The sequence below is a fragment of the Methyloparacoccus murrellii genome, from assembly GCF_054657115.1.
This window is the reverse complement of record NZ_BAAHXD010000011.1, coordinates 34,733-59,964: the sequence shown is the minus strand read 5'-3', so window position 1 is coordinate 59,964 and position 25,232 is coordinate 34,733. Positions and strand designations below refer to the sequence as shown.

Annotated in this window: 26 protein-coding genes; 15 read left to right on the top strand and 11 right to left on the bottom strand. The window is 65.3% G+C overall.

The window, feature by feature from the left end:
* Nucleotides 1–65: 65 nt before the first annotated feature.
* The 7 genes from merT to ACYQ1H_RS04940 are packed head-to-tail and all read left to right on the top strand — an operon-like array spanning nucleotide 66 to nucleotide 3,754.
* On the top strand, nucleotides 66–416 hold the full coding sequence (gene merT, locus ACYQ1H_RS04970) for a mercuric ion transporter MerT (protein ID WP_103018495.1): 351 nt from the start codon (nucleotides 66–68) through the stop codon (nucleotides 414–416).
* A gap of 13 nt (nucleotides 417–429) precedes the next feature.
* On the top strand, nucleotides 430–705 hold the full coding sequence (gene merP, locus ACYQ1H_RS04965) for a mercury resistance system periplasmic binding protein MerP (protein ID WP_103018494.1): 276 nt from the start codon (nucleotides 430–432) through the stop codon (nucleotides 703–705).
* Nucleotides 706–733: 28 nt separating this feature from the next.
* On the top strand, nucleotides 734–1,159 hold the full coding sequence (merC, locus tag ACYQ1H_RS04960; protein ID WP_103018493.1) for an organomercurial transporter MerC: 426 nt from the start codon (nucleotides 734–736) through the stop codon (nucleotides 1,157–1,159).
* 43 nt (nucleotides 1,160–1,202) lie between these two features.
* On the top strand, nucleotides 1,203–2,888 hold the full coding sequence (gene merA, locus ACYQ1H_RS04955; protein ID WP_103018492.1) for a mercury(II) reductase: 1,686 nt from the start codon (nucleotides 1,203–1,205) through the stop codon (nucleotides 2,886–2,888).
* Between the two features lie 20 nt (nucleotides 2,889–2,908).
* Nucleotides 2,909–3,274 (top strand): mercury resistance co-regulator MerD, encoded by a 366-nt coding sequence (gene merD / locus ACYQ1H_RS04950; protein WP_103018491.1) that lies wholly within the window; start codon nucleotides 2,909–2,911, stop codon nucleotides 3,272–3,274.
* Entirely contained in the window at nucleotides 3,271–3,507 is a 237-nt protein-coding gene (gene merE, locus ACYQ1H_RS04945; protein WP_103018490.1) for a broad-spectrum mercury transporter MerE, read from the top strand. The genes merD and merE overlap by 4 nt, the downstream gene beginning before the upstream one ends.
* A gap of 19 nt (nucleotides 3,508–3,526) precedes the next feature.
* The gene (locus ACYQ1H_RS04940; RefSeq protein WP_258007474.1) at nucleotides 3,527–3,754 is read left to right on the top strand and encodes an EAL domain-containing protein; all 228 of its coding nucleotides are present in this window, start codon (nucleotides 3,527–3,529) and stop codon (nucleotides 3,752–3,754) included.
* Between the two features lie 125 nt (nucleotides 3,755–3,879).
* Here ACYQ1H_RS04940 and ACYQ1H_RS04935 read toward each other — a convergent pair whose 3' ends face one another.
* The 7 genes from ACYQ1H_RS04935 to ACYQ1H_RS04905 all read right to left on the bottom strand — a co-directional run bounded on the left by ACYQ1H_RS04935 (nucleotide 3,880) and on the right by ACYQ1H_RS04905 (nucleotide 12,143).
* The gene (locus ACYQ1H_RS04935) at nucleotides 3,880–4,089 is read right to left on the bottom strand and encodes a hypothetical protein (RefSeq protein ID WP_103018502.1); all 210 of its coding nucleotides are present in this window, start codon (nucleotides 4,087–4,089) and stop codon (nucleotides 3,880–3,882) included.
* 62 nt (nucleotides 4,090–4,151) lie between these two features.
* Entirely contained in the window at nucleotides 4,152–6,203 is a 2,052-nt protein-coding gene (locus tag ACYQ1H_RS04930; RefSeq protein WP_460026949.1) for a ParB/RepB/Spo0J family partition protein, read from the bottom strand.
* Nucleotides 6,204–6,268: 65 nt separating this feature from the next.
* Nucleotides 6,269–7,099: a DUF932 domain-containing protein gene (locus tag ACYQ1H_RS04925; protein ID WP_103018488.1), complete on the bottom strand. Its 831-nt coding sequence runs from the start codon at nucleotides 7,097–7,099 to the stop codon at nucleotides 6,269–6,271.
* 780 nt (nucleotides 7,100–7,879) lie between these two features.
* Nucleotides 7,880–8,290, bottom strand: coding sequence for a hypothetical protein (locus ACYQ1H_RS04920; protein WP_460026948.1), 411 nt, complete (start codon nucleotides 8,288–8,290; stop codon nucleotides 7,880–7,882).
* Between the two features lie 304 nt (nucleotides 8,291–8,594).
* Nucleotides 8,595–9,758, bottom strand: a complete 1,164-nt coding sequence (locus ACYQ1H_RS04915) for a PDDEXK nuclease domain-containing protein (protein WP_460026947.1) — start codon at nucleotides 9,756–9,758, stop codon at nucleotides 8,595–8,597.
* A complete protein-coding gene (locus ACYQ1H_RS04910; RefSeq protein WP_103018484.1) occupies nucleotides 9,755–10,960 on the bottom strand; it encodes a tyrosine-type recombinase/integrase in 1,206 nt (401 codons plus the stop codon). Before ACYQ1H_RS04910 ends, ACYQ1H_RS04915 begins: the two co-directional genes overlap by 4 nt.
* Before the next feature lie 226 nt (nucleotides 10,961–11,186).
* Nucleotides 11,187–12,143, bottom strand: a complete 957-nt coding sequence (locus ACYQ1H_RS04905) for a hypothetical protein (RefSeq protein WP_460026946.1) — start codon at nucleotides 12,141–12,143, stop codon at nucleotides 11,187–11,189.
* A gap of 442 nt (nucleotides 12,144–12,585) precedes the next feature.
* Between ACYQ1H_RS04905 and ACYQ1H_RS04900 the strand changes: the two genes are divergently transcribed.
* The 5 genes from ACYQ1H_RS04900 (at nucleotide 12,586) to dtd (ending at nucleotide 16,619) form a co-directional block, all read left to right on the top strand.
* Complete coding sequence (locus ACYQ1H_RS04900) at nucleotides 12,586–13,551, top strand: HpcH/HpaI aldolase/citrate lyase family protein (protein WP_460026945.1); 966 nt, start codon at nucleotides 12,586–12,588, stop codon at nucleotides 13,549–13,551.
* A gap of 116 nt (nucleotides 13,552–13,667) precedes the next feature.
* Entirely contained in the window at nucleotides 13,668–14,852 is a 1,185-nt protein-coding gene (sucC, locus tag ACYQ1H_RS04895; protein WP_460026944.1) for an ADP-forming succinate--CoA ligase subunit beta, read from the top strand.
* The gene (gene sucD, locus ACYQ1H_RS04890; protein WP_460026943.1) at nucleotides 14,849–15,739 is read left to right on the top strand and encodes a succinate--CoA ligase subunit alpha; all 891 of its coding nucleotides are present in this window, start codon (nucleotides 14,849–14,851) and stop codon (nucleotides 15,737–15,739) included. Before sucC ends, sucD begins: the two co-directional genes overlap by 4 nt.
* Before the next feature lie 64 nt (nucleotides 15,740–15,803).
* Nucleotides 15,804–16,124, top strand: coding sequence for a rhodanese-like domain-containing protein (locus ACYQ1H_RS04885; RefSeq protein ID WP_460026942.1), 321 nt, complete (start codon nucleotides 15,804–15,806; stop codon nucleotides 16,122–16,124).
* Between the two features lie 3 nt (nucleotides 16,125–16,127).
* A complete protein-coding gene (gene dtd / locus ACYQ1H_RS04880; protein ID WP_460026941.1) occupies nucleotides 16,128–16,619 on the top strand; it encodes a D-aminoacyl-tRNA deacylase in 492 nt (163 codons plus the stop codon).
* A gap of 290 nt (nucleotides 16,620–16,909) precedes the next feature.
* On the opposite strand, the gene ACYQ1H_RS04875 is transcribed toward dtd, so the two are convergent.
* The 3 genes from ACYQ1H_RS04875 to yihA all read right to left on the bottom strand — a co-directional run bounded on the left by ACYQ1H_RS04875 (nucleotide 16,910) and on the right by yihA (nucleotide 21,687).
* The gene (locus tag ACYQ1H_RS04875; RefSeq protein ID WP_460026940.1) at nucleotides 16,910–20,266 is read right to left on the bottom strand and encodes a GH36-type glycosyl hydrolase domain-containing protein; all 3,357 of its coding nucleotides are present in this window, start codon (nucleotides 20,264–20,266) and stop codon (nucleotides 16,910–16,912) included.
* A gap of 117 nt (nucleotides 20,267–20,383) precedes the next feature.
* The gene (locus tag ACYQ1H_RS04870; protein WP_460026939.1) at nucleotides 20,384–20,785 is read right to left on the bottom strand and encodes a hypothetical protein; all 402 of its coding nucleotides are present in this window, start codon (nucleotides 20,783–20,785) and stop codon (nucleotides 20,384–20,386) included.
* Between the two features lie 293 nt (nucleotides 20,786–21,078).
* Nucleotides 21,079–21,687, bottom strand: coding sequence for a ribosome biogenesis GTP-binding protein YihA/YsxC (gene yihA / locus ACYQ1H_RS04865; RefSeq protein WP_460026938.1), 609 nt, complete (start codon nucleotides 21,685–21,687; stop codon nucleotides 21,079–21,081).
* A 151-nt stretch (nucleotides 21,688–21,838) separates the two neighbouring features.
* On the opposite strand from yihA, the gene ACYQ1H_RS04860 reads away from it, so the two are divergent.
* The 3 genes from ACYQ1H_RS04860 to ACYQ1H_RS04850 are packed head-to-tail and all read left to right on the top strand — an operon-like array spanning nucleotide 21,839 to nucleotide 24,004.
* Nucleotides 21,839–22,429 carry a c-type cytochrome gene (locus tag ACYQ1H_RS04860; protein WP_460026937.1) on the top strand — a complete coding sequence of 197 codons (591 nt, stop codon included), beginning with the start codon at nucleotides 21,839–21,841 and terminating at the stop codon, nucleotides 22,427–22,429.
* Between the two features lie 25 nt (nucleotides 22,430–22,454).
* A complete protein-coding gene (locus ACYQ1H_RS04855) occupies nucleotides 22,455–23,096 on the top strand; it encodes a thiol:disulfide interchange protein DsbA/DsbL (protein ID WP_460026936.1) in 642 nt (213 codons plus the stop codon).
* 59 nt (nucleotides 23,097–23,155) lie between these two features.
* Nucleotides 23,156–24,004 carry an endonuclease/exonuclease/phosphatase family protein gene (locus tag ACYQ1H_RS04850; protein WP_460026935.1) on the top strand — a complete coding sequence of 283 codons (849 nt, stop codon included), beginning with the start codon at nucleotides 23,156–23,158 and terminating at the stop codon, nucleotides 24,002–24,004.
* Here ACYQ1H_RS04850 and ACYQ1H_RS04845 read toward each other — a convergent pair.
* Complete coding sequence (locus ACYQ1H_RS04845) at nucleotides 23,991–25,211, bottom strand: ABC transporter ATP-binding protein (protein WP_460026934.1); 1,221 nt, start codon at nucleotides 25,209–25,211, stop codon at nucleotides 23,991–23,993. The two genes, ACYQ1H_RS04850 and ACYQ1H_RS04845, sit on opposite strands and share 14 nt — an antisense overlap.
* Nucleotides 25,212–25,232 lie beyond the last annotated feature (21 nt).

Here is a 25,232-nt window from a genome sequence, read left to right as displayed (position 1 = left end):
TGACTCCGTACATGACTACGGAAGTAAGGTTACGCTACCCCATTCAAATTCGAAAGAACAAGCGTATGTCTGAACCACAAAACGGGCGCGGCGCGCTCTTCGCCGGAGGGCTGGCCGCCATCCTCGCGTCAACCTGCTGCCTTGGGCCGCTGGTTCTGGTCACTTTGGGATTCAGTGGTGCGTGGATCGGCAACTTGACGGTATTGGAGCCGTATCGGCCGATCTTCATCGGCGCGGCGCTGATTGCGCTGTTATTTGCCTGGCGGCGCATCTTCCGACCGGCCGCAGCCTGCAAGCCGGGCGAGGTGTGCGCTATTCCACAAGTGCGCACCACCTACAAACTCATTTTCTGGTTCGTCGCCGTGTTGGTCTTGGTCGCGCTTGGTTTTCCCTACGTCATGCCATTTTTTTACTAATCAGGAGTTCATCATGAAAAAGATGCTTGCTTCCCTAGCTCTCGCCGTTTTCGTTGCCCCCGTGTTGGCCGCCACTCAGACCGTCACGCTAGCCGTGCCTGGCATGACCTGCGCCTCTTGCCCGATCACTGTCAAGCACGCGCTTTCCAAGGTCGAGGGCGTGAGCAAGACCGACGTGAGTTTCGACAAGCGCCAAGCCGTCGTCACCTTCGACGATGCCAAGACCAACGTCCAGAAGTTGACTAAGGCGACCGAAGACGCGGGCTATCCGTCCAGCGTCAAACGCTGATCCGCTGAACCGAACTTGGGAACAACACATGGGACTCATCACGCGCATCGCCGACAAAACCGGCGCGCTTGGCAGTGTCGTTTCCGCGATGGGCTGCGCAGCCTGCTTTCCCGCCATCGCGAGCCTGGGTGCGGCCATCGGCCTAGGCTTCCTGAACCAGTACGAAGGGTTGTTCATTCGTATCCTGCTTCCGGTGTTCGCCAGCATCGCGCTTCTCGCCAATGCAATCGCTTGGCTCAATCACCGGCAGTTGCGACGGACTGTTTTCGGCCTCAGCGGCCCTGTCCTAGTGTTGGCAGCGGTGTTTTTCATGCGGGCATACGGCTGGCGGAGTGGCTGGTTGCTCTACGTTGGCCTGGCCTTCATGGTCGGGGTGTCTATTTGGGATTTTGTCTCGCCTGCAAACCGCCGCTGCGGCCCGGACGGCTGCGAACCGCCTCCCCAGCGCAGATAACAGTCTAGGCCGTTGCCAACATGAAAAAAATAGGAGTGGTTGCATGACCAATCTAAAAATCACGGGCATGACCTGCGACTCGTGCGCGGCGCATGTCAAGCAAGCGCTGGAAAAGGTGCCTGGCGTGCAGTCAGCGCTGGTGTCCTATCCGAAGGGTATGGCGCAACTCGCCATTGAGGCGGGCACGTCACCGGACGCGCTGACAGCCGCCGTGGCCGGACTGGGCTACAAGGCAACGCTTGCTGATACGCCACCGACGGACAACCGCACCGGATTGCTCGACAAGGTGCGCGGCTGGATGAGGGCTGCAGATAAGCACGGTGGCAACGAACGCCCGTTGCAGATAGCCGTGATCGGCAGCGGCGGCGCTGCAATGGCGGCGGCGCTGAAGGCCGTCGAGCAAGGCGCGAAGGTCACGCTGATCGAGCGCGGCACCATCGGAGGCACTTGCGTCAATATCGGCTGCGTACCGTCCAAGATCATGATCCGCGCTGCCCATATCGCCCATCTGCGCCGAGAAAGTCCGTTCGACGGCGGCATCCTGGCGACTGTGCCTGCGGTTGACCGCAGCAAATTACTGGCCCAACAGCAGGCACGCGTCGATGAGCTGCGCCACGCCAAGTACGAAGGCATCCTGGACGGCAACCCGGCCATCACCGTCCTGCACGGCGAAGCGCGTTTCAAGGACGACCAGAGCCTTGCCGTCCGTTTGAACGATGGCGGCGAGCGCGTCGTGATGTTCGACCGCTGCCTGGTCGCCACGGGTGCCAGTCCGGCCGTGCCGCCGATTCCAGGCTTGAAAGAGTCACCCTACTGGACTTCGACCGAGGCCCTGGTCAGCGACACCATTCCCGAGCGCCTAGCCGTGATCGGCTCGTCGGTGGTGGCGCTGGAACTGGCGCAAGCCTTCGCCCGGCTGGGCAGCCAGGTCACGATCCTGGCGCGCAGCACCTTGTTCTTCCGCGAAGACCCTGCCATCGGCGAGGCTGTCACAGCCGCCTTCCGTGCCGAAGGGATCACGGTGTTGGAACACACGCAAGCCAGCCAGGTCGCGCATGTGGACGGCGAATTCGTGCTGACCACCGCGCACGGAGAATTGCGCGCCGACAAGCTGCTGGTCGCTACCGGGCGGACACCGAACACGCGCAGCCTGGCACTGGACGCAGCGGGAGTCACCGTCAATGCACAAGGTGCCATCGTCATCGACAAGGGCATGCGCACCAGCACGCCGCACATTTATGCGGCCGGCGACTGCACTGACCAACCGCAATTCGTCTATGTGGCGGCAGCCGCCGGCACCCGCGCCGCGATCAACATGACGGGCGGGGATGCTGCCATCAATCTAACCGCGATGCCGGCCGTGGTGTTCACCGATCCGCAGGTCGCCACTGTGGGCTACAGCGAAGCGGAAGCGCATCACGACGGGATCGAGACTGACAGTCGCACGCTCACACTCGACAACGTGCCGCGTGCGCTTGCCAACTTCGACACGCGCGGCTTTATCAAGCTGGTCATCGAGGAAGGTAGCGGACGGCTCATCGGCGTGCAGGCGGTGGCCCCGGAAGCGGGCGAGTTGATCCAGACGGCGGTGCTCGCCATCCGCAATCGCATGACGGTGCAGGAACTGGCCGACCAGTTGTTCCCCTACCTGACGATGGTCGAGGGGTTGAAGCTCGCGGCGCAGACCTTCAGCAAGGACGTGAAGCAGCTTTCCTGCTGCGCCGGGTGAGGAAAAGAAGGAGGTGTTCGATGAACGCCTACACAGTGTCCCGGCTGGCCCTTGAGGCCGGGGTGAGCGTACATATCGCGCACGACTACCTGCTGCGCGGACTGCTGCGGCCAGTCACCTGCACCACGGGCGGCTACGGCTTGTTCGATGATGCCGCGTTGCAGAGGCTGTGCTTCGTGCGGGCCGCCTTCGAGGCGGGCATCGGCCTGGACGCGCTGGCGCGGCTGTGCCGGGCGCTGGATACGGCAAACGGCGATGAAACAGCCGTGCAGCTTGCCGTGCTGCGCCAGTTCGTCGAACGCCGACGCGAAGCGTTGGCCGATCTGGACGTGCAGTTGGAGGCCATGTCGCCCGCGCCGGCACAGCATGCGGAGAGTCTGCCATGAACCGCCCCGAGCGCTTACCGGCCGAGACACACAAACCGTTCACCGGCTACCTGTGGGGCGCGCTGGCCGTGCTGACCTGTCCCTGCCATTTGCCGATTCTCGCGGCCGTACTCGCCGGCACGACAGCCGGGGCATTCATCGGGGAGCACTGGGGCATCGCGGCCCTCGCGCTGACTGGCTTGTTTGTCCTGTCTGTGACGCGGCTGTTGCGGGTCTTCAGAGGTCGATCATGAGCGCCTCCCAACCCATTGAATGGACGGCGGCTCAACTGGCGAGGCGGTCAAGCGCGGGCAGCTTGAATTGCATTACCAGCCGATTGTCGATTTGCGCAGTGACCAGATTGTCGGCGCGGAAGCCCTGTTGCGCTGGTGCCACCCTGCGCTCGGACTGTTGCCGTCGGGCCAGTTCCTGCCCGTGGCCGAATCATCCGGCCTGATGTCGGAAATTAGCGCATGTAGCGCATTTCAACGCCGCGCCTGATTCCCTGCGAAAGCGGTGGCGTGGTGATTGGGGCTGTTGGGCTTCGACACCGGGCGCGGCCACTGCCGCGCCCGGATTTTTGAATCCACCGGCCCCAGCGCGAAACGCTGGGGCCGGTGCTGGCGTCATTCCTTGGTTTCGATGATCCACCACACGGCGCGCTGCAAAGCGCGGCCCGTGATGGGATGAATGTCGGTGAGGTCGACGCGGGCCGTCCAGCCCGAGGGCGGGCGGTAGCCGCGCACGTCGCTATCGCCGTGCCAGCGGCGGGCGCGCACCGTGCCTGGGGTGTAGATCGCCGCCATGCGCGGGCGGCTGGTGATGGTGCGGGTCATGGGCGGTTCTCCTTCCAGCGAAGCGCCCCGGTCGAGGCCGGGGCGCTTGCCTTCGGCGCTGGTCAAGCAGCCAGCGCCTCGGCGGGTTCATCCGCCATTGCCTCGGCACTCTCCGGGGCATCCTGTGCCTGCGGCTCCTCCGGCGCAGCTTCCGGCCCTTCGGCCTTGAAGATGGCGGGCATCCAGCCGGTGCCACCGGCCAGCCGTTCCGCTTCGCTGGCAATGTCGGCCTTCTTGAGCTTCGCCAGCCGGGTGACGGATTCCGGTGCAAACGCGCCCACGGCATCCAGAATCACGGCCTTGGAAACATGCTTGAAGTAGCCTTCGGCGGTCGGCTTCCACCATGCGGCCATGTCGAGGCCCACGGCCTGCGCCAGTTCCTCGCCGGGCTGGTGCGGCGTGGCGCGAGGCGTCACCACGTCCACCGTGGACGCGACGCACGCGGCCAGCAGCGCCATCAGTTCAGATTGCCCCATCGCCAGCAACGCGGGGAACAATTGGGCATCGTCCTGCGGCAGCCTTTCGGCCCATGCCTGCTGCATTTCGCGCAGGGCCACGGCGGCGAGTGATTCCGGCAAATCCGGGGCCAGGCCTTCCAGCCGGTCTTGCACCGTGAGGCGCACGCCCAGCGGCAGGTCATGCCCATAGCAGCGATCAAACAAAACGGTCTGCACCATGCCATGCACCAGCGCGGCCAGCGCCACCTGCGGACGGCAGGCCACCCCGATTTGCAGCGCGACGGTGCGGTGGGCGCTCAGACGCTGGGCCAGCCGGTCGGACATGGCGAGAGCCTTGGGCGTTTCGTCTTCCTCGCCTTCGCCATCGTTCACGGCGTCCTCGCTGCCGAACCCTTGGCGCAGCCGGTCCAGCGTGCGCAGCGCCTTGGCCTCAGCTTCCCGCAGCAGACCGCGATGAGTCACGGCCTCGCCGTTGCGGTCGATGGTGACGATGGCACCGGCTGCGGCCTTCACGGTCTGGCCGTAATCCTGCAAACCATCCTCCATCGCCTGCAACTGCTCGCCCAGCCGTTCGCCTTCCTCCTGCAAGGCATCGGCCTTGTCCTCGTCCTCGGCATCCATCGCGGCATCCACTACCTCGGCTACTTCCTGCATCTTGGCTTGCAGCTTTTCGATGCGCTGCGCCTCGCGTTTGTTCGGCTCGCGGCGCTCCCTCGGGGCACGCTGGAAGGCTTGCAGGTCGGCATACGTGGCAGCGGGTGCGGCATCCACCCAGGCCCAGCCCTCGGCCTTCACCTCGGCGGCGATGCTCGCCAGCTTGTCTTGCGCCAGCCGTTCCAGCAGCGCGGCGTCGTTGAGGTACACGCCCGCATCGCCTTCCGCGAACAGATCACGGCGCACGCCGCCGCCTGCGGCCTCGTAGCTGTCCAACCCGACGAAGCGCACCAACGGATGCCGGTAGGTGTCGATTTCCCTTTCGGTGAGGCGTTCGCGCAAATGCGAAGAGTGGCGCTGCCATTGCGGGGCGTCGTAGAAAGCGGCTTCCTGCGCGGCGTGGTCGTCGGTGATGGACAACGCCATCAACTGATCCAGCGTCACGGCATCGGCCCGATAGTCCGCCATCAGGCGCGGCGAGACATTCGCCAGCTTCAAGCGGCGCTGCACCACCAGCGGCGTGACGCTGAAATCCGCCGCAATGTCCTCGATGGGCCGGCCTTCGGCCACCAGTGCCGCGAAGGCTTCAAACTGGTCTGCCGGGTGCATGGCTTCGCGCTGCACGTTCTCGGTGAGGCTGGCCGTGCGTGCGGTGCCATCGGCCACCTGCAAACAAGGCACATCCCAATCCTTGGCGATGCGGTGTTTTTTCGCCAGCAGCTTCAACGCGGCGAGGCGACGGCCACCGGCCACCACCTCGTAATGCTCGCCATCGGCGGCGGGAATCACGATCAGGTTTTGCAGCAGGCCCACGCGCTGGATAGACGCTGCTAGCTGGGGAATGGACATGCGCGGGACGGTCTTGCGCACGTTGCGGCCCGTGGGGCGCAACACCAGCCGCGACAGCGGAACCAGAATCATGTGCTTGCTCGGGTCAGCGGCTTGCAGCACGTTGGCGCGGGTGTCGAGGGCTTGGGCTTCGGTGGTGGTAACGGCGTTCATGATGTATCTCCAATCGAGTGAAACAAGGGAATGGAGGGGAACCGCCCCTCCGGCGGGGGAACGGTTCAGGCTTTCAACTGGCGCAGGCCATCGGCCAGCATCCAAAGGGCGCGATTCAGGCGCACATCGGAATCAATGCCCTGCACAGGTCGGGTTTGCTGGCGGCGTCCGTTGGCGCTGCGGCCATGCAATCCGCCCTTGGTCAGGTTCTCCTGCGTGCGGTTGAACACGCTCCACAGGTCGGGGCGGCGGTCATCGAACCGGCGCGGCATCAAGATTTGCGATTCGGTGATGGGCGCGGGCTTGCTGTCGGTAGGGTCGTACTTGAGCGCCAGCGCGGAACGGGCGAACACTTCGGCTTCACCTTCGTCCAGCGTGGTCCCACGCATGGCATCGCGGGACTCCTTCACTCGGTCGAAGCCGCGCAAGACTTCGTAAGCGCCTTCGATGACATGCCCGGAAACATCGCCTTTGTGGGGCACGCGCACATCGGCCACGGTGTCGCCGCACACAAGGCCATTGCTGCACACGAACCGGAACATTCCGGCCAGCATCTGATAGCTGCTGGTGCCGTCGTGCGAGTTCAGCAGCACGATTTCGTTAGCCTCCGCACCGTTGATCTGGCTGGCGTGGCGCAGGCGCAGCATGTGTTTGGTGTGCTCGCGCTTGCCTTCATCGCGCACGCGGGTCTGCGTCACCATGAAGGGTTGAAACCCTTCCTTGCGAAGCTCGGTCAACACGGCAGCCGTGGGGATATAGGCGTACCGCTGCGAACGGCTTTCGTGCGGGGCGTCCGCAAAGATGGATGGGGCTACGCGGTGAATCTGGTCATCGGACAGCGGGTAATCGCTGCGCAGCGAGGGGGAACGGGAAGCGAAACGGGATGCGAGTTGCATGGTCTTTCTCCTGACAAAAAGAGGTTTGCTGTTCACACCGCACACCGGATTCCAAGATTCGGAGCCCAGCCTTTCGGCTGTTCTGTGCGGTCGGCACGAGGAACCCGGTTGGCCCTGTTGCCACCGTCTTTCCTGAGTTCATCGCCCGCGACGGTCAGGAGCGCGCGGACGGGGGCCGTCAAGGAAACAAGCGCAGGGTGGGTGCGGCCCGCAGGCGCAGCCGAGGACACGGCCCTGCGCGCCTTGACGGCGCACGGCCGCGGGCTACAGTCGCGGACAAGGTGATGGAGTCAGGGAAGACGGCTGGACATGGCAACGGCCTCCCCACACGCCGACCGCACGGCAAGCGAAGCGCGCAGGCCCGAAGCTGGAAGCCGGGCCGGAGGCGTCAGCCGAGCGGAGCGAGGGAACGATGGAAGCCCGACAGGGGCGAGACGCCGCAGGCGGCTCGATGCGCAACGCGCACGACAGCGCGACCGGCCATCTCCCAGGTGGCCGGGGACGCCCAGCCTTCAAAGCCGAAGAAACAACAGAATCAGGGCGAGCACACGCAGGGCATCGTGGATCTGTTGCAAATGCGGTCTGGCCGATCCGGCGTAGCCGGGTCGGCGGTCTTCAAGGGGCGCCAAGCCTGCGCGGCGGGGATAGCCCGCAGGGCTTTCCCCTGGAGGCAAGCACAGCGCGCAGCGCCGCAGGCGCGAAGGCATCGGCACCGGGCGCAGCAAAAAGAAAGGTGCGCCGCTCCCGAAGGAACGACGCACCGAAGGCAGCGCGGCGCGATCAGCTCGCCGCCGGCGCCGTCATCGACTGCAACTGTTCGATCACGCCAGGCTCAACGAACACGCAAGCCTGCTCGTCCTCGATCGGCATGTTGAACATCTGCGCGAACACCGTGCGCCGCAGATGGGCCAGTCGGCCCGTCCGGTACGCCTGCTCGGGCTTCATGCGCCCGCCGGCCTGCGAATCGCTGCGCTGCGGATCGCATTCGACCAGCGCCACAAAGCCATCGTCGGCCAGCTTCTGATGCTCGGGGCACAGGCCCCAGCCTGTCGCCGTATGGCGCCCCATGCTCGCGCGCAGGCGCTTGTCCAGCAGGATGGCGCCGGTATCGAACGCCGTGCCGCAAACGAGGCAAACATGCTGTTCGAGTGAAACGTGTGATTTGTCGTTCATGACGATCTCCGGTTGCACGGGCGGAATTGCCCGGAACCGTCGCCCTCACGGCGCAGCGCAAGCAGTCAAAGATCGAAGACGGCCGCTAGGCCGCAAGCGTGCCTGCACGCGCAGTCATTGACGGCGAGAACGCCGTGATACGGTGAAGGGAACAGCAAGACCGCCCACACCCCGCCCGCTGCACACACCCGCCTTTGGGCAAGCGCAGCGCGCAGGCCCGAGAGGGCCGGAGGCGTCAGGGATCAAAGCCGGATGGCCGCGATTCGGCACGAAGCGCGGGGCGTAGCCCGCGAGCCCGACGGCGGCACGCCGAGACGCCCGGTTATTGCTTGCGCCTCTTGGGAAGCAGGGTCACGCGAGATTCGATCAGCCGCCGCGTGTTCTCCAGTTCCTTTTGCAGCACTTCGGCATCCGGCAGCACCATCTTGTAGTTCGCCGCCATCACCTTATTGGGCAAGCCTTCCAGCGCGTACCGCGCCAAGGCGTGTCCCTTGTCGGCGCAGAGGATCAGGCCCACGGGCGGATTTTCCTCGGGGAACGTCCAGTGTTCCTTCGCATAGTTGCAATACAAGTGCATCTGACCCACATCGGCATGGGTCAGCGCACCGAGCTTCAAGTCGATGATGACCAGGCAGCGCAAGCGCCGATGGAAAAACAGCAGATCGACGCGATACCACGTCTGGTCAATGCGCAAGCGACGTTGCCGCCCGACGAAGGTGAAGCCGTCGCCAAGCTCAAGCAGAAAATCCTCCAGCCGTCGAATCAAGGCTTGTTCGAGGTCGGATTCCGAATACTCGTCCTTGAGGTCGAGGAACTCCAGCACATACGGGTCTTTGATCGCATCATCGACCGTCACGGCGTCGTCCGGCTTCGGCACGGCGCCCTTGACCAGCACCGCCGCCTTGTTCTTCGACAGCGCCGTGCGCTCGTAGAACTGGCTGCCGATCTGCCGGTCGAGCTGGCGCACGCTCCAGCCGCCGCGCAGGGCCTCTGCTTCGTAGAACTGGCGCGCGTGGTCGTCCTTGACCATCAGCAGCCGCACATAGGCCGACCACGGCAAGGGGAAGACCTGGGCCAGTTCGTCCAGCCGCCCAGGGCGCCCCTGCGCCAGCAGGAAATGCCCTTGCGACGGCGTTAGGGAAGATTCGCTAGACACTGTCTGGCGAATTGGCCAGGTCAGGAAGAACGACCGCATCTGCTGCAAGTTCGGGCGGCTGAACCCACGCCCGAACTGCGCAGTCAAGTCGGCAGACAGCCGTTCGATCAACTGCTCGCCATAGCCTGCGCGGCGTTTGCCCTGCTGCTCGGCCTCCACGATGCGGCGGCCGATTTCCCAATAGCTGGCGGTCATCAGCGCATTGACGCTGCGCGCTGTTGCACGGCGTGCAGCGTCGAGCAGTTCCACGATGCCGCCATGGATGCCGGCGTAGCCGGCAGGCAAGGCGGCAGGCTTGACCGCCACTGCGGCCGATTTCTTGCTGTTCATGCTGTCGCCTCCTGCGGCTGGCTCTGCCGCGCGCCCGTGATGGCCTGCCGCCGGCTGGCCACCAGCTCGGCCGCATCGCGCACCGGCTTGTCCTCGGTGTGGACGTAGTGCATGAACTGCGCGACGGTCTTGTGCTGGGTCAGCTCCATGCCGACCTTGATGGGGACGCCGGAATTGGCAATGTCCGTCGCCGAGCGGTGGCGGATGCCGTGCGTGCCAACGTGCGGCACGCCAGCGGCCTTGAGCACTCGGCACCAGCCACCGTAGTGCTCGCCGAAGGTCAGGTGCTTGTCCGGGTCGTTGGGCGAAGGCAGGACATAGGGGCAGCCTTCCCGGCGCGGAGCCGTCGAAAGCAGCCGATAGGCTTCCGCGCTCATGGGCTTGGACATGCCGCCGGTCTTGCTGTCAGGCCACTTCACTCGCCGCCCCTCGAAATCCAGCCAATCCCATTCGAGCGGGCAGATTTCGGAGCGACGCGCAGCGAACTCGAATTGCAGCCGGATCGCCAGCGGAATGACGTAGTTCTCCAGTACCTCCGCTTCCAGCTTCTCCAACTGGCGGAAGACGCGCACCAGTTCATCGTCCACGATGAGCCGCGTTTCCTTGCCAGGCGGGTACATCGGAACGTGGCGGCACGGATTCGTGCCGTCCGGGCGGAAGCCCCACACTTCGGCCAGGTTGAACATCTTGCGCAGCACGCCGAAAGCCTTGTTCGCTTCGGTCGGCTTGTAGGCCAGCTTCTCCATCAGGCCGGCAATGTCGGGCCGTTTCACGTCCTGAACCTTCTTGCGGCCTAGCAGCGGGATGATGCAGCGGTCGATGACGCCCTGATAGCCTTCCTGCGTGCTGGGCTTGTTGCGCTTCTTGGAGTAGTCCTCCATGAACTTCTTGCACAACTCGGCTATCGTAGGCGCCTTGCGCGCCTCGGCCTTGGCGCCGCCGGGGTCGCCGCCCCGGCGAACCTCGGCCAGCCAGTCCTGGGCCATGACGCGGGCCTGTTCAACCGTCAGTTCCCCGAACAAACCCAAGGCGGGCTTGCGGCGCTCTCCGGCGTTCGTGCGGTACTGGAGCATGAACACCCGACGGCCCGCCGGGGTGATCTTGCAGAGGAATCCGGGCACCACGGTGTCCCGCAGTTCGATGGCCGTGGCCTGGGGTTGTGCCGCCTCTACGGCGGTCTTGGTGAGCTTGATCTTTGCCATGATGACTCCTTGGAACGACCCGATTCCAGGAGCCAGATAGGAGCGGCGCGAGGGGAAATCGGGTCAGGTTTCAGAAAGCACCGGCATATGATGGACGCGCGTAAGTTATTGATAAACCTGCTGTATCGGGCTACAGCGCAGTCCAGCGAAATGTCGGGCTGGAGTCATCGTGAAACAAAAAAGGGGCCCGAAGGCCCCTTTGGGTCGGCAAACGGAACGGCTTTACTTAGAAGCCGATACCGATATAGCCACCTGCGGTGAGCCCCTGGGTCGGGGTGTTCTGCAGCAAGGTGGTACCGCCGTAGTTGACCTTGTAGTTCAGATCGCCGCCGGTGAACTGGTAACGGAAGTCGGTACCGAGCCAGATATCCTGCCAGAGGCGATATTCCATACCGGTGCCCAGCATCAGGCCCGGGTTGAGCACGGTGACGCCGCTGGAAGGCGGGCTGACGACATTGATTGCGAAACCGGCCGGGATGATCCACGGACGGAAGTTGCCGTCCATGAGGTTGAACTTCAACTTCGGCGACGCCGCGATGGTCAGCATGGTGACCTGGTTGCGAACCTTGACTGGCGCGCCAACCAAGCTGGAGATCTGGGCCGTTGCGTAACCGTTGTAGCCCTCGCCATAGTTCTGGTACTCGAACATCAGTTCGCCGTCCAGGGCGATCAGGTCGGTGGCGCCCCAAAGGTCATCCGTGGCACGGAAGTCCATACCAGCGCCGACGTACCAGCCGTTGCCATTGCCGTTGTTGGAGGGCACACCGGAAAACTGGGACAGGGTCGCGTTGGAGGTGAGCAGTTCGTTGTTGCGGTTGGAGGTCAGGGACGCAAAGCCGCCACGGAAGAAGACCAGGTTGTTCTTGGCATTCTCCTTGGCAGCCTCTTCGGCAACCTGGGTTTCCAGCTGCTGCTGCTTGGTCTCGACCTCGGCGTGGGCCGCCTTGGTGGCGCTGAGTTCGTTGCGCAGTACGCTGACCTCGTCTTCCAGCGCGCGCAGGCGGGCGTCGTCGGCACGCAGAGTCGCGGCGGTGCTGCTGTAGCTGCTGGAATGATGGGTGGCCGTGGTCTTCTTGGCGGACGTGCTGGTCTTGTGGGCCAGTGCCTCGGGGGCCATGGCTGCCATAGCCACGCCTGTGCTGACCGCGGCGGCCAGGCTCAGGGTGTTCTTGAGCGCTTTCATGATTATAGGTCTCCTTACTTTGGAGTTAGGAATGTATTGGTTGCCAACCTACAACAATTGTTGTTGCAGTGCCTAATCGTATCAAATTCCTTCATTTTTACAACTTTTTTGTCCTGCCGGGACTTTCAGGCCGCCTGAGATCAGGTTACGGGCCGGCCAAATCCCCCCACAGCCATCCCCACGAAACGGATTGTTATCCCGACAGACAACAGTGACATTGGCACGCCGGCATTTGTTGCATAAATGACACCTCACGACGCAAGACCGGTCCGATCAGGTTATAATTGGCGGCTTGATTCCAGCCCGGGCCATATCCAGCCGCAGGTGATGACGCCATCACCCCTCACCGGCCGGTCCTTGCCTTGCGATGGGCACGCTGGCCAAGTGGTCAGTAGCCGGGCACCCTCCGAATCCACCCAACATTGACACGAGGCAAGACACCATGGCGGTAAAGAATCGCTTGCACCGCAGCGAACTGGCAGTACCCGGCAGCAACAAGCGCATGCTGGAAAAGGCCCCCCTGTCGGGCGCGGATGTGGTCTTCCTCGACCTTGAGGACGCTGTTGCGCCGGACGACAAGGAACAGGCCCGGACCAACATCATCGAGGCCCTCAACACCTACGACTGGTCCCGCTGCGCCGTGTCCATCCGCATGAACGGCCTGGATACGCACTATGCCTACCGGGACCTGGTCGATATCGTCGAGACCTGTGGCGACAAGCTGGACACCATCCTCATCCCCAAGGTTGGTAGCGCCGCCGACGTCTACTTCGTGGCAACATTGCTGTCGCAGATCGAGGCCGCGAAGGGCCTCAAACCGATCAATATTCACATTCTCATCGAGACCGCGATGGGCATGGCCAATGTCGAGGAAATCGCCCGGGCCTGCCCCGAGCGCCTGGAGGCGATGGTCTTCGGCGTGGCCGACTACGCCGCCTCGGTGCGCGCCCGCACCACCCAGATCGGCGGCGCCAATCCGGAGTACGGCATGCTCACCGACCCGGACGAACAGGGGCACCGCGCCTATCACTGGGGCGACCAGTGGCACTTCGGCATTTCCCGCATGGTGGCGGCCTGCCGCGCCTATGGCCTGCGCCCCATCGACGGCCCCTTCGGCGACTTCAACGATCCGGAAGGCTACAAGGTCGCCGCCCGGCGCGCCGCCGCGCTGGGCTGCGAAGGCAAATGGGCCATTCACCCCTCGCAGGTGGAACTGGCCAACGACGTCTTCACCCCGACGGCCAAGGAGGTCGACCGCGCCCGCCGCATCCTGGTCGAAATGGAAAAGGCCGCCCGTGAGGGCAAGGGCGCCGTCTCCCTGGAGGGTCGCCTGATCGATGCCGCCTCCATCCGCATGGCGGAGAACGTCGTCAAGCAGATCGAGCAGATCGAGGCACGCCAGCACTGAACGGCGGGCGGGGGGCCACCACGGGCCATCCCCGCCGCCGCGAGCACGCGTATACCACGCCAACCGCCGTCCCCGCCACGGTCCGGCACCTGTCAGAAGCAGAGGAAACAGCACCCGTGAACATCCATGAGTACCAAGCCAAGGAACTCCTGCAATCCTATGGCGTTCCGGTCCCCACCGGCGGCGTCGCCTTCAATCCCACGCAGGCCCGCCAGGTAGCCGAAGAGCTGGGCGGCAGCCGCTGGGTCGTCAAGGCGCAGATCCACGCCGGTGGCCGCGGCAAGGCGGGCGGCGTCAAGGTCGTCGATGCCCTGGATGAGGTCAAGAAGGCCGCCGAGGCCATGATCGGCACGCGCCTGGTCACGCATCAGACGGGGCCCGAAGGCTCGCTGGTGCAGCGTGTCTGGATCGAGGAAGCCAGCCCGATCCGCCGGGAGTTCTACCTCGGCTTCGTCATCGACCGCGGCACGCAGCGCATTACCGTCATCGCCTCGAGCGAGGGCGGCATGGACATCGAGGAAGTCGCCAAGACATCGCCCGACAAGATCATCAGGGAAGTCATCGATCCCGCCATCGGCCTGCGCGACTTCCAGTGCCGCAAGGTGGCCACCGCCATCGGCCTGAAGGGCAAGCTGATGCCGCAGATGGTCAAGCTGATGAAGGCCATCTACCGCTGCCTGCGCGATCGCGACGCCCTGCAGGCGGAAATCAACCCGCTGGCAGTGGTCGGCAGCGGCGGAGAGGACGAAAAGCTGATGGTGCTGGACGCCAAGTTCAATTTCGACGACAACGCCCTCTACCGGCAGAAGACCATCGTCGAGATGCGCGACCTGGCCGAGGAAGACCCCAAGGAAGTCGAGGCCACCGGCCATGGCCTCAACTACATCGCCCTGGATGGCAACATCGGCTGCATCGTCAATGGCGCCGGCCTGGCCATGGCCTCGCTGGACGCCATCACCCTGCACGGCGGACGTCCGGCGAATTTCCTGGACGTCGGCGGCGGCGCCTCGCCGGAAAAGGTCACCAACGCCTGCCGCATCGTACTGGAAGACCCCAACGTCAGGTGCATCCTGGTCAACATCTTTGCCGGCATCAATCGTTGCGACTGGATCGCCAAGGGGCTCATCCAGGCCTGCGACAGCCTCAAGATACAGGTTCCGCTGATCGTCCGCCTGGCCGGCACCAACGTCGAGGAGGGCCGGAAAATCCTGGCCGAATCGGGCCTGTCCTTCATCACCGCGGAAAATCTGGATAACGCGGCCGCCAAGGCTGTCGCCATCGTCAAGGAACAACAGCCATGAGCGTATTCGTCAACAAGCACTCCAAGGTCATCTTCCAGGGCTTCACCGGCGAGCACGCCACCTTCCATGCGCAGGACGCCATGAGCATGGGAACCCGGGTGGTCGGCGGCGTCACGCCCGGCAAGGGCGGCACCACCCACCTCGGGCTGCCGGTATTCGATACCGTCGCCGAGGCCGTCGCCGCCACCGGCGCCGATGTTTCGGCCGTGTTCGTACCCCCGCCCTTCAACGCCGACGCCCTGATGGAGGCCATCGACGCCGGCATCAAGGTCGCCGTCACCATCGCCGACGGCATCCCGATCCACGACATGGTGCGCCTGCAACGTTACCGGGTCGGCAAGGACGCCATCATCATCGGCCCCAACACCCCCGGCATCATCACCCCGGGCGAGTGCAAGGTCGGCATCATGCCCTCGAACATCTACCGCAAGGGCAATGTCGGCATCGTCTCGCGCTCGGGCACGCTCAACTATGAAGCCACCGAGCAGATGGCCGCCCTGGGACTGGGCATCACCACCTCGGTCGGCATCGGCGGCGACCCCGTGAACGGCACCGACTTCGTCACCGTGCTCAAGGCCTTCGAGGCCGACCCGGAAACGGAAGTCGTGGTGATGATCGGCGAGATCGGCGGACCGCAGGAAGTCGCCGCCGCCCGCTGGGCCAAGGAGAACCTGAGCAAGCCGCTGATCGGCTTCGTCGCCGGCCTCGCCGCGCCGCCCGGCCGCCGCATGGGCCACGCCGGCGCCATCATCGCCAGCGAGGCGGACACCGCCGCGGCCAAGATGGATGCCATGGAGCAACTGGGCCACTATGTCGCCCGCAACCCGGCCCATATCGGCCGGACCGTGCTCCAGGCCATGCAGGAACGCGGCATCGCCGTCCGATAGGCCCGCCTGCCCGGAGCCGTCACCCACCACGGGCGGCTCCGCCCCAGCCCAGAACAGAATGCCCATGCGCCAGATCAGCCCTGCCGAACTCGACACCCTGCTCAAATCGGCCGATGATGCGCCGATGCTCCTGGATGTGCGCGAACCACACGAATTCGCCCACTGCCGGATCGACGGCAGCATCAACATCCCCATGAACAGCGTACCGTCCCGGCTGAGCGAACTCGACGCGGCAGCCGAGATCGTCACCGTCTGCCATCACGGCATGCGCAGCCAGGCCGTGGCCCAGTTCCTGGAATCGCAAGGCTATACCCGCATCACCAACCTGCAGGGCGGCATCGATGCCTGGGCCCAGACGATCGACCCGGCAATGCCACGCTACTGATCCATGATTGCCGTCATCCAGCGCGTCACCCGCGCCGAGGTGACGGTGCACGGCGAAAGCATCGGGCGCATCGGTCACGGCCTGGTCGCCCTGGTCGCAGTGGAGAAGGGCGACGGCGAGGCCGAGGCCGTGCGACTGGCGGAACGGCTGCTGGGCTATCGCGTCTTCGGCGACACGACCGGCAGGATGAACCTGAATGTCGGCGAGGTCGGCGGTGGCGTGCTGCTGATCTCCCAGTTCACTCTCGCCGCCGACACCCGCAAAGGCATGCGCCCCAGCTTCACCCCGGCGGCGGAGCCCGAGACCGGCCGCCGACTGTTCGCAGCGCTGGTGGAACAGGTGCGACAACGACACCCGACCGTCGCCACCGGCCAGTTCGGCGCCGACATGCAGGTATCGCTGGTGAACGATGGCCCGGTCACCTTCTGCCTGCGAGTGGCGCCGGCGGGCCCGGCAGGCGTATACCGGAATCCCCTGCCGCATCCCGCTGCCTGACCCGACCGGACTCGCCGCTTCCCCGCGTCCCCATCATCGCCTGCCCGAGACGGGGGACGGGTCGCATACTTGCGCAAACCGCAACCGGATGCCCTCTCCCAGGCGGGCACAGCGCCCCGGCTTGCTGCCGGGTTTCGCGGGTACCTGCCTGGGCCCCGCCGGCCGATCCTCGATTTTGCGCAACCCCGGCCTGGCCGGCCCGGTGACCTTGCTCGGCCAGCAGCCCATGACCACCCCGACAAGCCTCGGCAAGCTCGGCATATCCGAGCGCCGCTCGGGCGGGGTGCGACTCAGCCCAGCCTGACGGTCAGGCAGCCCGGCGCTTCCCCAAGCCTTTCCAGGATGCGTGCACGGGGGACCTCCACGCCCCCTGTGCGATAGGGATTGTCGAGCCGCCGGAACGGCAGATCCACCCCGTTCAGCGTCAGTGAGAGAGGACCGCAGCCGACGGGGCCGACCTGGTAGTGGATATCGAACGGGTGGCCATACAGATCGAGCCTCACCCGCAGCCCGTCGCAGCAGGCCGGCAACAGGGGATCGACCACCAGATGCGTGGCCGAGCGACGAAGGCCGAGGAGGCAGCGCAGTATCAGGCTGGTGGCAATGCCCGCACCGCTGGAGTAGACCCGCCAGCCGCCCTCCAGGGGGATGTCGCCGGTCAGGGCGCGCCGATAGTCAGCATGAGCCCGATAGCGGTCCCGGAATGCCGCGTCCGAGCTGGAGTAATAGCAATTGGCCTGGCGGGGAGCGGCGGCCGCCACCTGGGCCTTGATGTCGATGGGCACGATCTGCGACAGGGCCTCGCAGAAACCCTCGGCATCGCCGACCCGCCACAGCGCCTCGGCATAGCGCAGGTGCGCATGGGTATACATGTTGCCGATCTCGCGGCCGAAGAAACTGCTGCTCTCGGCGCGCTGGAAGATGCGCACGGGACCGCCACGGTACGCCATCGGCCAGTCGAACAGATGCGCCCCGTCCGGACCTCGCAGGTGCTGGCGGATCAGTGCCAGATGCTGGCGGGCCTCGTCGGGCGCCAGCATGTCGTTGATCACGGCGTGGATCATCGGCAGCAGGCTGTAGGTCAGGCCGGTTCTGCGGTCGCGCGGATGCAGCAGATAGTCGACGTCGCCGTCTACCCCGAAATACGCGTAACCGGCGATGACGCCATCCACCAGTAAATGGCGGCGGAAATCGGCCGCCACCTCGCCCGCCATGGACTCCAGGGCCGCAGCCGGCGCGACCTGGCCGATAAGGCCCAGCGCCTGGGCCAGGGTCGTCAGCGTCTGGTAATGCAGGGTGACGGTCCAGGCGCTGCAGAGCCGCTCCCGCAGCGCGGGATCGGCGGGCTGCAGGGAATCGTTCCAGTCACCATGGCCATAGGCGGCCAGATGCGTCCCGGGAATCACCCGCGCCTGGATCAGCGCCAGCGCCCGCTCGACATGCTGCCAGAGGGGGACCGGCCCGGCCTGCGCCGCATCGTCGGCGAAAAATGGCACGGGTGCCTCCAGCACGCCAGTGTCGCCGGTTGCGACCAGATACTGCGCCAGGGCCAGCAAGGGCCAGAAGACGATGTCGCCATGCGAATCGCCGGGCCGGATCAGGCGCTCGCGCTCGAAGAACATGAACCACTGCGGCCAGTCGCCATCCGGGTTCTGCTGACGGAAGACCCGCAGCAGCAACTCCCGCACGGGCGCGGACTGACCAATGGCCAGCATCAGCTCGACGGGACCCTGGGTGACGTCGCGCGTGCCCCAGCCACCGCCGGAATACTGCTCCAGCCCGCGCGGCGAGAGGAAATGGACGAGGGCGTTGTGCACGAACCAGGGCAGGATTTCGGCCAGGCGCTGCACTGGCAGGGGCGCCGGGGCGGAAATCGCCAGGCCGGCCGTCACCATGCGCCAGTAGCCGTCGGCATCCTCCAGGCCGGTCGCGGGCGCCGGCACCAGGTCGGCGGTAAGCCGTAGCCGTCGCTCGCGGGCCGGCGACAGCACCAGGCAGAGGAACGGCAGCCCGCGACGCCTGCCGTCGTCGAACAGGCATCGGTCGTCGTCGATGGCCTCGATCGTCGTGCCCGGCTGGGGTTCGATCAGGAAACCGCCGGCCGGGAAACGCCGGCCGACATCGCTGTCAGGCAGCGCCCGGACGCGCACGCCGGCGCCATGCCTCTCCCAGAGCACGGCCCGAGACTCGCTGCCATCGTCACCGTTCAGCGCCACGTGATGGGTGACCAGGCAGCGCATCGGCGATCCCTCATGGACGACGATGTCCAGGGTCAGCGCATGACATGTCGTCAGGGCGGCGCTGCGAATCTCGATCAGCACCTCCGGGAGCCGGTAAAGCCAGCGGCAGGCGTCCGGCCGCATGTCGAAGGCCGACGGCAGATCCAGCCGCCGCCAGCCTGCCGCCGTCTCGATGAAGATACGCTGACCGTGGCTGCGGAACAGGCTCAGATAGCCGTGGGTGGTGGACAGGAAACGGTTGATGCTGACGTGCCCCTGCGTGACCATCGAGTGGAACACGCCATCCATCCAGACGGTGGAGGTCATGGCCGCCTCGTCCGGCAGCAGCGTGCCGCCGCTGCGCAGAATGTGGCCATGCGGCCGCAGCACCGCCAGTTCCTTGCGTCGCAGCACGCCATGACGGCACCCCTCCAGGAAGAACGACAGCAAGTGGCCGTCGTCCCGCTCTTCCAGGCGGCGCGGGTTGCCGAACCAGCGGTCCAGCTCGGATTCGTCAAGATCCTGCGCCGTCAGCCCGGTCTGGCGGCTGAACAGGCCGGCGCCGGAAGGCCACGCCGGGCCGTCGCCGGCCGGCAACGCTGCGGAGCATTCCGGCAGGGCCAGCGCCCGGTCGACGAACGCAAGATCCGCCGCCGAGCTGGCATCCGGATGGTGTGCCTCCAGCCAGCCGAAGAAACCGCGCTCGACCGTTTCGCCGGGAGCGAGGCTGAAGGGCGCATCCTGGATCGCCACCATGGCATGCTCGTGCTGCCAGCGCTCATCCGGCAGCCCCCGGAGCAGACCGGGCGGCGGCGCGCCGGTGCGTCCCGCGAAGCCGAACACCTGCAAGGCATCGGTGGCGCAGGCGGCACCCTCGCCCAGCGCTCCCAGCAGGCACCAGGGATGGCGCCCGCCCACCGCCAGGTTCTGGCGGGTGGCGACCACCCGCCCCCGGCGTGGGTGCCGGATCGGCGCATGATCCAGATACTGGCTGACGTAGTACTCGTTCAGGCGGATCGCGCCGTAGCTCGCCAGGGCCAGGTCCTGCGTATGGATCAGATCGAGCCGGACAAGCTCGGTGCCGGTGTTTTCCAGCCTCACCCGCCAGAACCAGGCGGGGGACGCCTCGGCCAGCACGAGGCAGGCCCGGTAGCGGATACCCGACCATTCGCCGCAGGCGATGAAGCAACCCTGCTCGATCCGGAAAGTGGCAGGACTGCCCGGCCCCAGCAGGGGCGTGAAGGTCACGGATTCGTCGTGCCGGCGCAGATACAGATTGACCAGCCCCGGCTCAAGCTCGTTGGCGGGAAAGAGATTGACAACGATATCGCCATAATCCAGGCGCCGCAGGGTACCGTTGGCGTTGATCGTCGCGGTCAGTCCGCTGGCGCTGACGAGGCGTTGGGGAAACTGGCTGGGCTGGGACATGCGGCTATCCGGGTTTCGTGGCTGCGCGAGATGGGCAGCCGGTGGCGATGATGCGGCCGGGAACTGCCGCATCATAGGGCTGAAACCCGCCGATCGGGAAGCGCGATGACCTGCCTCTCAGGTCGATGGCGATTCGGCGTCTTGCGCCGGAGGACGTCCCAGAAAGTAGTACAGCCCGTGCGCGGCGGCAAAATAGAACAGGGCGCCAATGAAATAGGCGGACACCGGCAGACCATTGACCTCGGCATAAACCTGGGCACCGAAGGCGGTGGCGAGAAACGTGTAGCCCATCAGCAAGGCTTCGGAATAGCCGCCCCTGAGGTAACGGAGATACCAGAGACCAATCTGCCCCAGCAGGAGATAGGCAACAGCGAACAGCAGGTTGTGGCGCAGCGGTCCGAACAGACCCTCGTCATCGACGATGATCAGGTCGGGATAGGTGAACGCGGCAATACCGCCCAGGATGGACAGCCAGACCGCGAGGTGAAAGTGCAGGGTGACAAATTTCCTGAGCATCATGGCGGGCTCTGCGTTTGATGGAACCAGTCGGGTCCGTTCGTGAGCCACGGGCAGGATTAAGTTCCCGCGTTTCCCGCCGGGCGATGGACGGTCGCCCCTTCCTGCCTGATCAGAGGGGGCAAGACGGTTGCTATGGAACTTCTTGTCCGAACAGGAGGTCTTTGTTGTGCCTTCCACAGATTTGACAGTGACGAACTGCGGGTATGGCGAGTGGTTTCTACCCGGTATCCCCCGACCGGGCATCTGATGCCCCGAAGCGGAAGCAACCCCGACGGGGCTTTTTTTGCCGGTCGTCAGCCGATGGCCAGCCAGCCGTCGAGCACGGCATGTGCCTCCTCGATACCCTGACGCTTGAGCGAGGAGAACAACTGCACGCTGATCGGCTGGGCGTACTCTCGCCGCAGCGTCGCGGCAACCTTGTGGAGAGTATCGAGCGCGGCGCCGCGGCTGAGCTTGTCGGATTTGGTCAAGGCGACGTGCAGGGGCAGTCCGAAATGCTGGCACCAGTCGATCATGCGCGCGTCGAAGGGCGTCAGTGGATGACGGGCATCCATGATCAGGAAAACGCCCTTCAGCGCCTCGCGCCGGCTCAGATACTGCTCGATCATCTGCCCCCACGCATGCTGCATGCCTTCCGGCACCTTGGCATAGCCATAACCGGGCAGGTCCACCAGGCGCCGCGCGTCGTCCAGACGGAAGAAATTGAGCAGTTGCGTCCGTCCGGGTGTCTTGCTGACCCGGGCCAGGGTTTTCTGCTGTGTCAGGGTGTTGATGGCACTGGACTTGCCGGCATTCGAACGGCCCGCGAAAGCCACCTCGAAACCCTGGTCGGCGGGAGCATTGCCGAGCCTCGACGCGCTGGCGAGAAAGCAGGCCTGGTGATAGAGCGGATTCAGCGCCATCCTGGAATTCCTGATTGTTGACTTTTCAAGTTTACCCGTATTTGATGATGGGTTGGCGAAGGTGGGATATCCGTCCCATCGTCATGCGGCGCCAACCGAGGCACCGCGTCCGGATGAGCACATCGAGAATTACAGTAAAGAGGTAGTGGGCATGAGGGTCATCACATATCTGGCCGGTGTCGGTCTACTGGGCTGCGCCACGCTGGTCCAGGCCGCAGGGAACCCTGCGGAGGGCAAGGAAAAGGCGGCGGCATGCGGCGGTTGCCATGGCGAGAACGGCAACGGTGCCGCGCCGATCTTTCCCAAACTGGCGGACCAGCATGCCTCCTACCTGTTCAAGCAACTGTCCGACTTCAAGACACAGCGGCGGGTGGAACCCACCATGAACGCCATGGCGGAGCCCCTGTCCGAGCAGGACATGCACGATATCGCCGCGTATTATGCGGCACAGCCGATCACCGCCGAAAACGGCGAAACCAACCGCCTCGGCGAGAAGCTCTACCGCAGCGGCAATCCCGCCAGCGGCGTGCCGGCCTGCACCGGCTGCCACAGCCCGGAAGGCGCCGGCAATCCGCAGGCGAACTTCCCGCAGCTGCACGGCCAGTACGCGGCCTATGTCGAGAAGACCCTGCACGACTTCAAGGCGGGCGAGCGCGCCAACGCCATGATGCGCACCATCGCCGCCAAGCTGAGCGATGCCGAAATCAGCGCTGTCGCCGAATACGTCTCCACCCTCAAGTAAACCGACCCTGCGAGCCGAGAAATCCATGCGCAAACATTTCCTGGGCCTGCTGACCGCCCTGAGCCTCGTTGCATCCGTTTTCGCCGCCGCCCCCGCTGGCGCGGAAGAGTTCAAGGCCGGCACCGACTACGATCTGATCAATCCGCCGCAGCCGACCGCCGACCCCGGCAAGATCGAGGTGATGGAGTTCTTCTGGTATGGCTGCCCGCATTGCTATCACTTCGAACCGGAACTCAACGCCTGGCTCAAGCACAAGCCCGCCAATGTCGCTTTCATCCGCCAGCCGGCCGTGTTCAACGAGCAATGGGGCGCCCATGCCAAGGCCTTCTTCACCGCCGAGGCGCTGGGCGTGCTGGACAGACTGCATCCGGAGCTCTACGACGCCATCCAGAACAAGCACGAAAAGCTGGTGAGCGAGGATGAGCAGGCGGCATTCTTCAAGGCGCAGGGCGTCGATGAGGCGGCCTTCCGCCAGGCCTACAAATCCTTCGCGGTGGACTCCAAGATGCGCCAGGCCGGCGGCATGGGCGCGAAATACGGCATCACCGGGACGCCCTCCATCGTCATCAACGGCAAGTACCTGGTCAGCCCCGGCAAGGCCAAGTCCTTCCCGCGCATGCTCGAGATCACCAACGCGCTGATCAAGCAGGAATCCGGCGCCCGCTAACGAACCTCGCGCGCCGCGCCTGACAGGCCGGCGCGCGCCGTCTTCCGCAACACCGCGCCATGACCTTGGCCATCGAAACCCGTCTGGCGGGGATCGCCGACCGCCCGGCAACCGCCCACCCACGACGGCTGCGCCTCGCCAGCTTCAATATCCAGACCGGTATCAGCACCAGTTCCTACCGGGACATGATCACCGGCAGCTGGCGTCACGTCTGGCCGAGTCGCAAGCGACTGCCGAACCTCAACCGTATCGCCCAGGTCATCCGCCCCTTCGACATCGTCGGCTTGCAGGAAGTGGACGGTGGCGGGCTTCGCAGCCACCGCATCGTGCAGACCCAGTACCTGGCCGAGCACGGCGGCTTTCCCCACTGGCACAACCAGATCAACCGCCGTATCGGCGACATCGCGCTGCACAGCAATGGCCTGCTCAGCCGCATCAAGCCGCACGAGGTCGCCGACTACAAGCTGCCGGGACTGCCCGGCCGCGGCGCAGTGGTGGCGCGCTTCGGGCGCCATGTGGAGGACTCGCTGCACGTCTGTGTCGTGCATCTGGCCCTGAGCCAGCGCGCACGCCTGCGCCAGCTCCAGTTTGTCGGCGAGATATTGCGCGGACTGCCGCACGCGGTGGTGATGGGTGACTTCAACTGCGAGCCCGACTCCCCGGAAATCCGGCTGCTGACCCGAACGGCCCGGCTTGGCGACCCTGCCGGCAACCTGCATACCTGGCCCAGCTGGCAGCCCAGCCGCATGATCGACCATATCCTGGTCAGCCCCAGCCTCCAGGTGGAGCACGCCCAGGTACTGCACTTCCCCTGCTCCGACCATCTGCCCATCGCCCTGGACGTGATGTTGCCGGACGGCCTTACCCTGGCCGCCTGGGACGCGCCGCCGGCCGCTAGCGCAGACTGAGCCGGCCCGGCAGGGCAAACAGCCCCTCGGCCGGGAACGCGGCCTGGAGCACGGGCAGGCGCAGCAGTTCCGATCGGTAGCCCAGCCAGCGTCCCGCCTCCGTGCGGAATCCTCCGGCAATCCGGTAGACGCCGGCCGGAAGCCCGAGGAAAGGCAGTTCGAGTGTGCCCTCGCCCTGGCTGGACAAGCCGGTCCCGGCCGCCTGCGGATGCGCATCGCAGGCCGCCAGCAGCAGTCCGCTGGCGCTCCAGAACTGTAGATGGAGATGCACGCCCACTGTCGTTGCGGAAGGATTGCGGTAGCGAAACCCCAGCCGCAGCGACGCGCCGGTACGGATCCGCTCCGCATCCGGCTCGCTACCCTCCCGCCAGAGCGCGGTCAGGGACAGCCCGCCGTCGAACTCCTCCGGCACCGGCGGGGCGAACCCCAGGGGTTCCAGCGCGCGGTCCAGGAATCCGGCAGCTTCATAGTAGCGACGGAAGAGACCGTCGGTCTCGCCCAAGGCCAGCGCCTCGCCGTCAAACAGCAGCAGGCAGCGGTCGGCAATGTGGCGGACATTCATCTCGGCGTGGGAGACGAAAAGAATGGTCGTGCCAGCCCGCTTGAGCTGCTCCAGACGTTGTAGGCAACGCATCTGGAAGGCGACGTCGCCGACGGCCAGCACCTCGTCGATCAGCAGGATGGGCATCGGCTCGCTGGTCGCGATGGCGAATTCCAGCCGCGCGTACATGCCGTCCGAGTAACGCTTGACCAGTAGATCCAGCGACCTTTCGAGCCCGGAAAACGCGACGATCTGCGCCAGCCGGTCGTCGGTCTCGCGCTTGCTGAAACCCCGTTCGGCGCATTTCACATAGATGTTCTCGCGCCCGGTCAGCAGGGGCTGCAGGCCGTTGCCCAGGCGGATCAGCGAGGTGACGCCGCCCTGCCGCTCGAGGCGGCCGACGGTGGGCTTCAGATCGCCGTTGACGAGCTTGAGCAGGGTGCTCTTGCCGGCGCCATTGGGGCCGATGATGCCCAGGCACTCGCCGCGCCGCGCCGCGAACGTGACCTCGCGCAAGGCCCAGAACTCGTCGCCGCGCAGGCGGGTGACGGGCGGCAGGCGCAGAGCCCGCCGCAACAGGTCGGCAGAGCCATGGATGAGCGAGGCCCGCGTGGTCCGGCGGAAGATTTTCCCCAGCCCTTCGCAGCGGATGACGATATCGTTCACGTCCCCTCGAACGATGGCAGG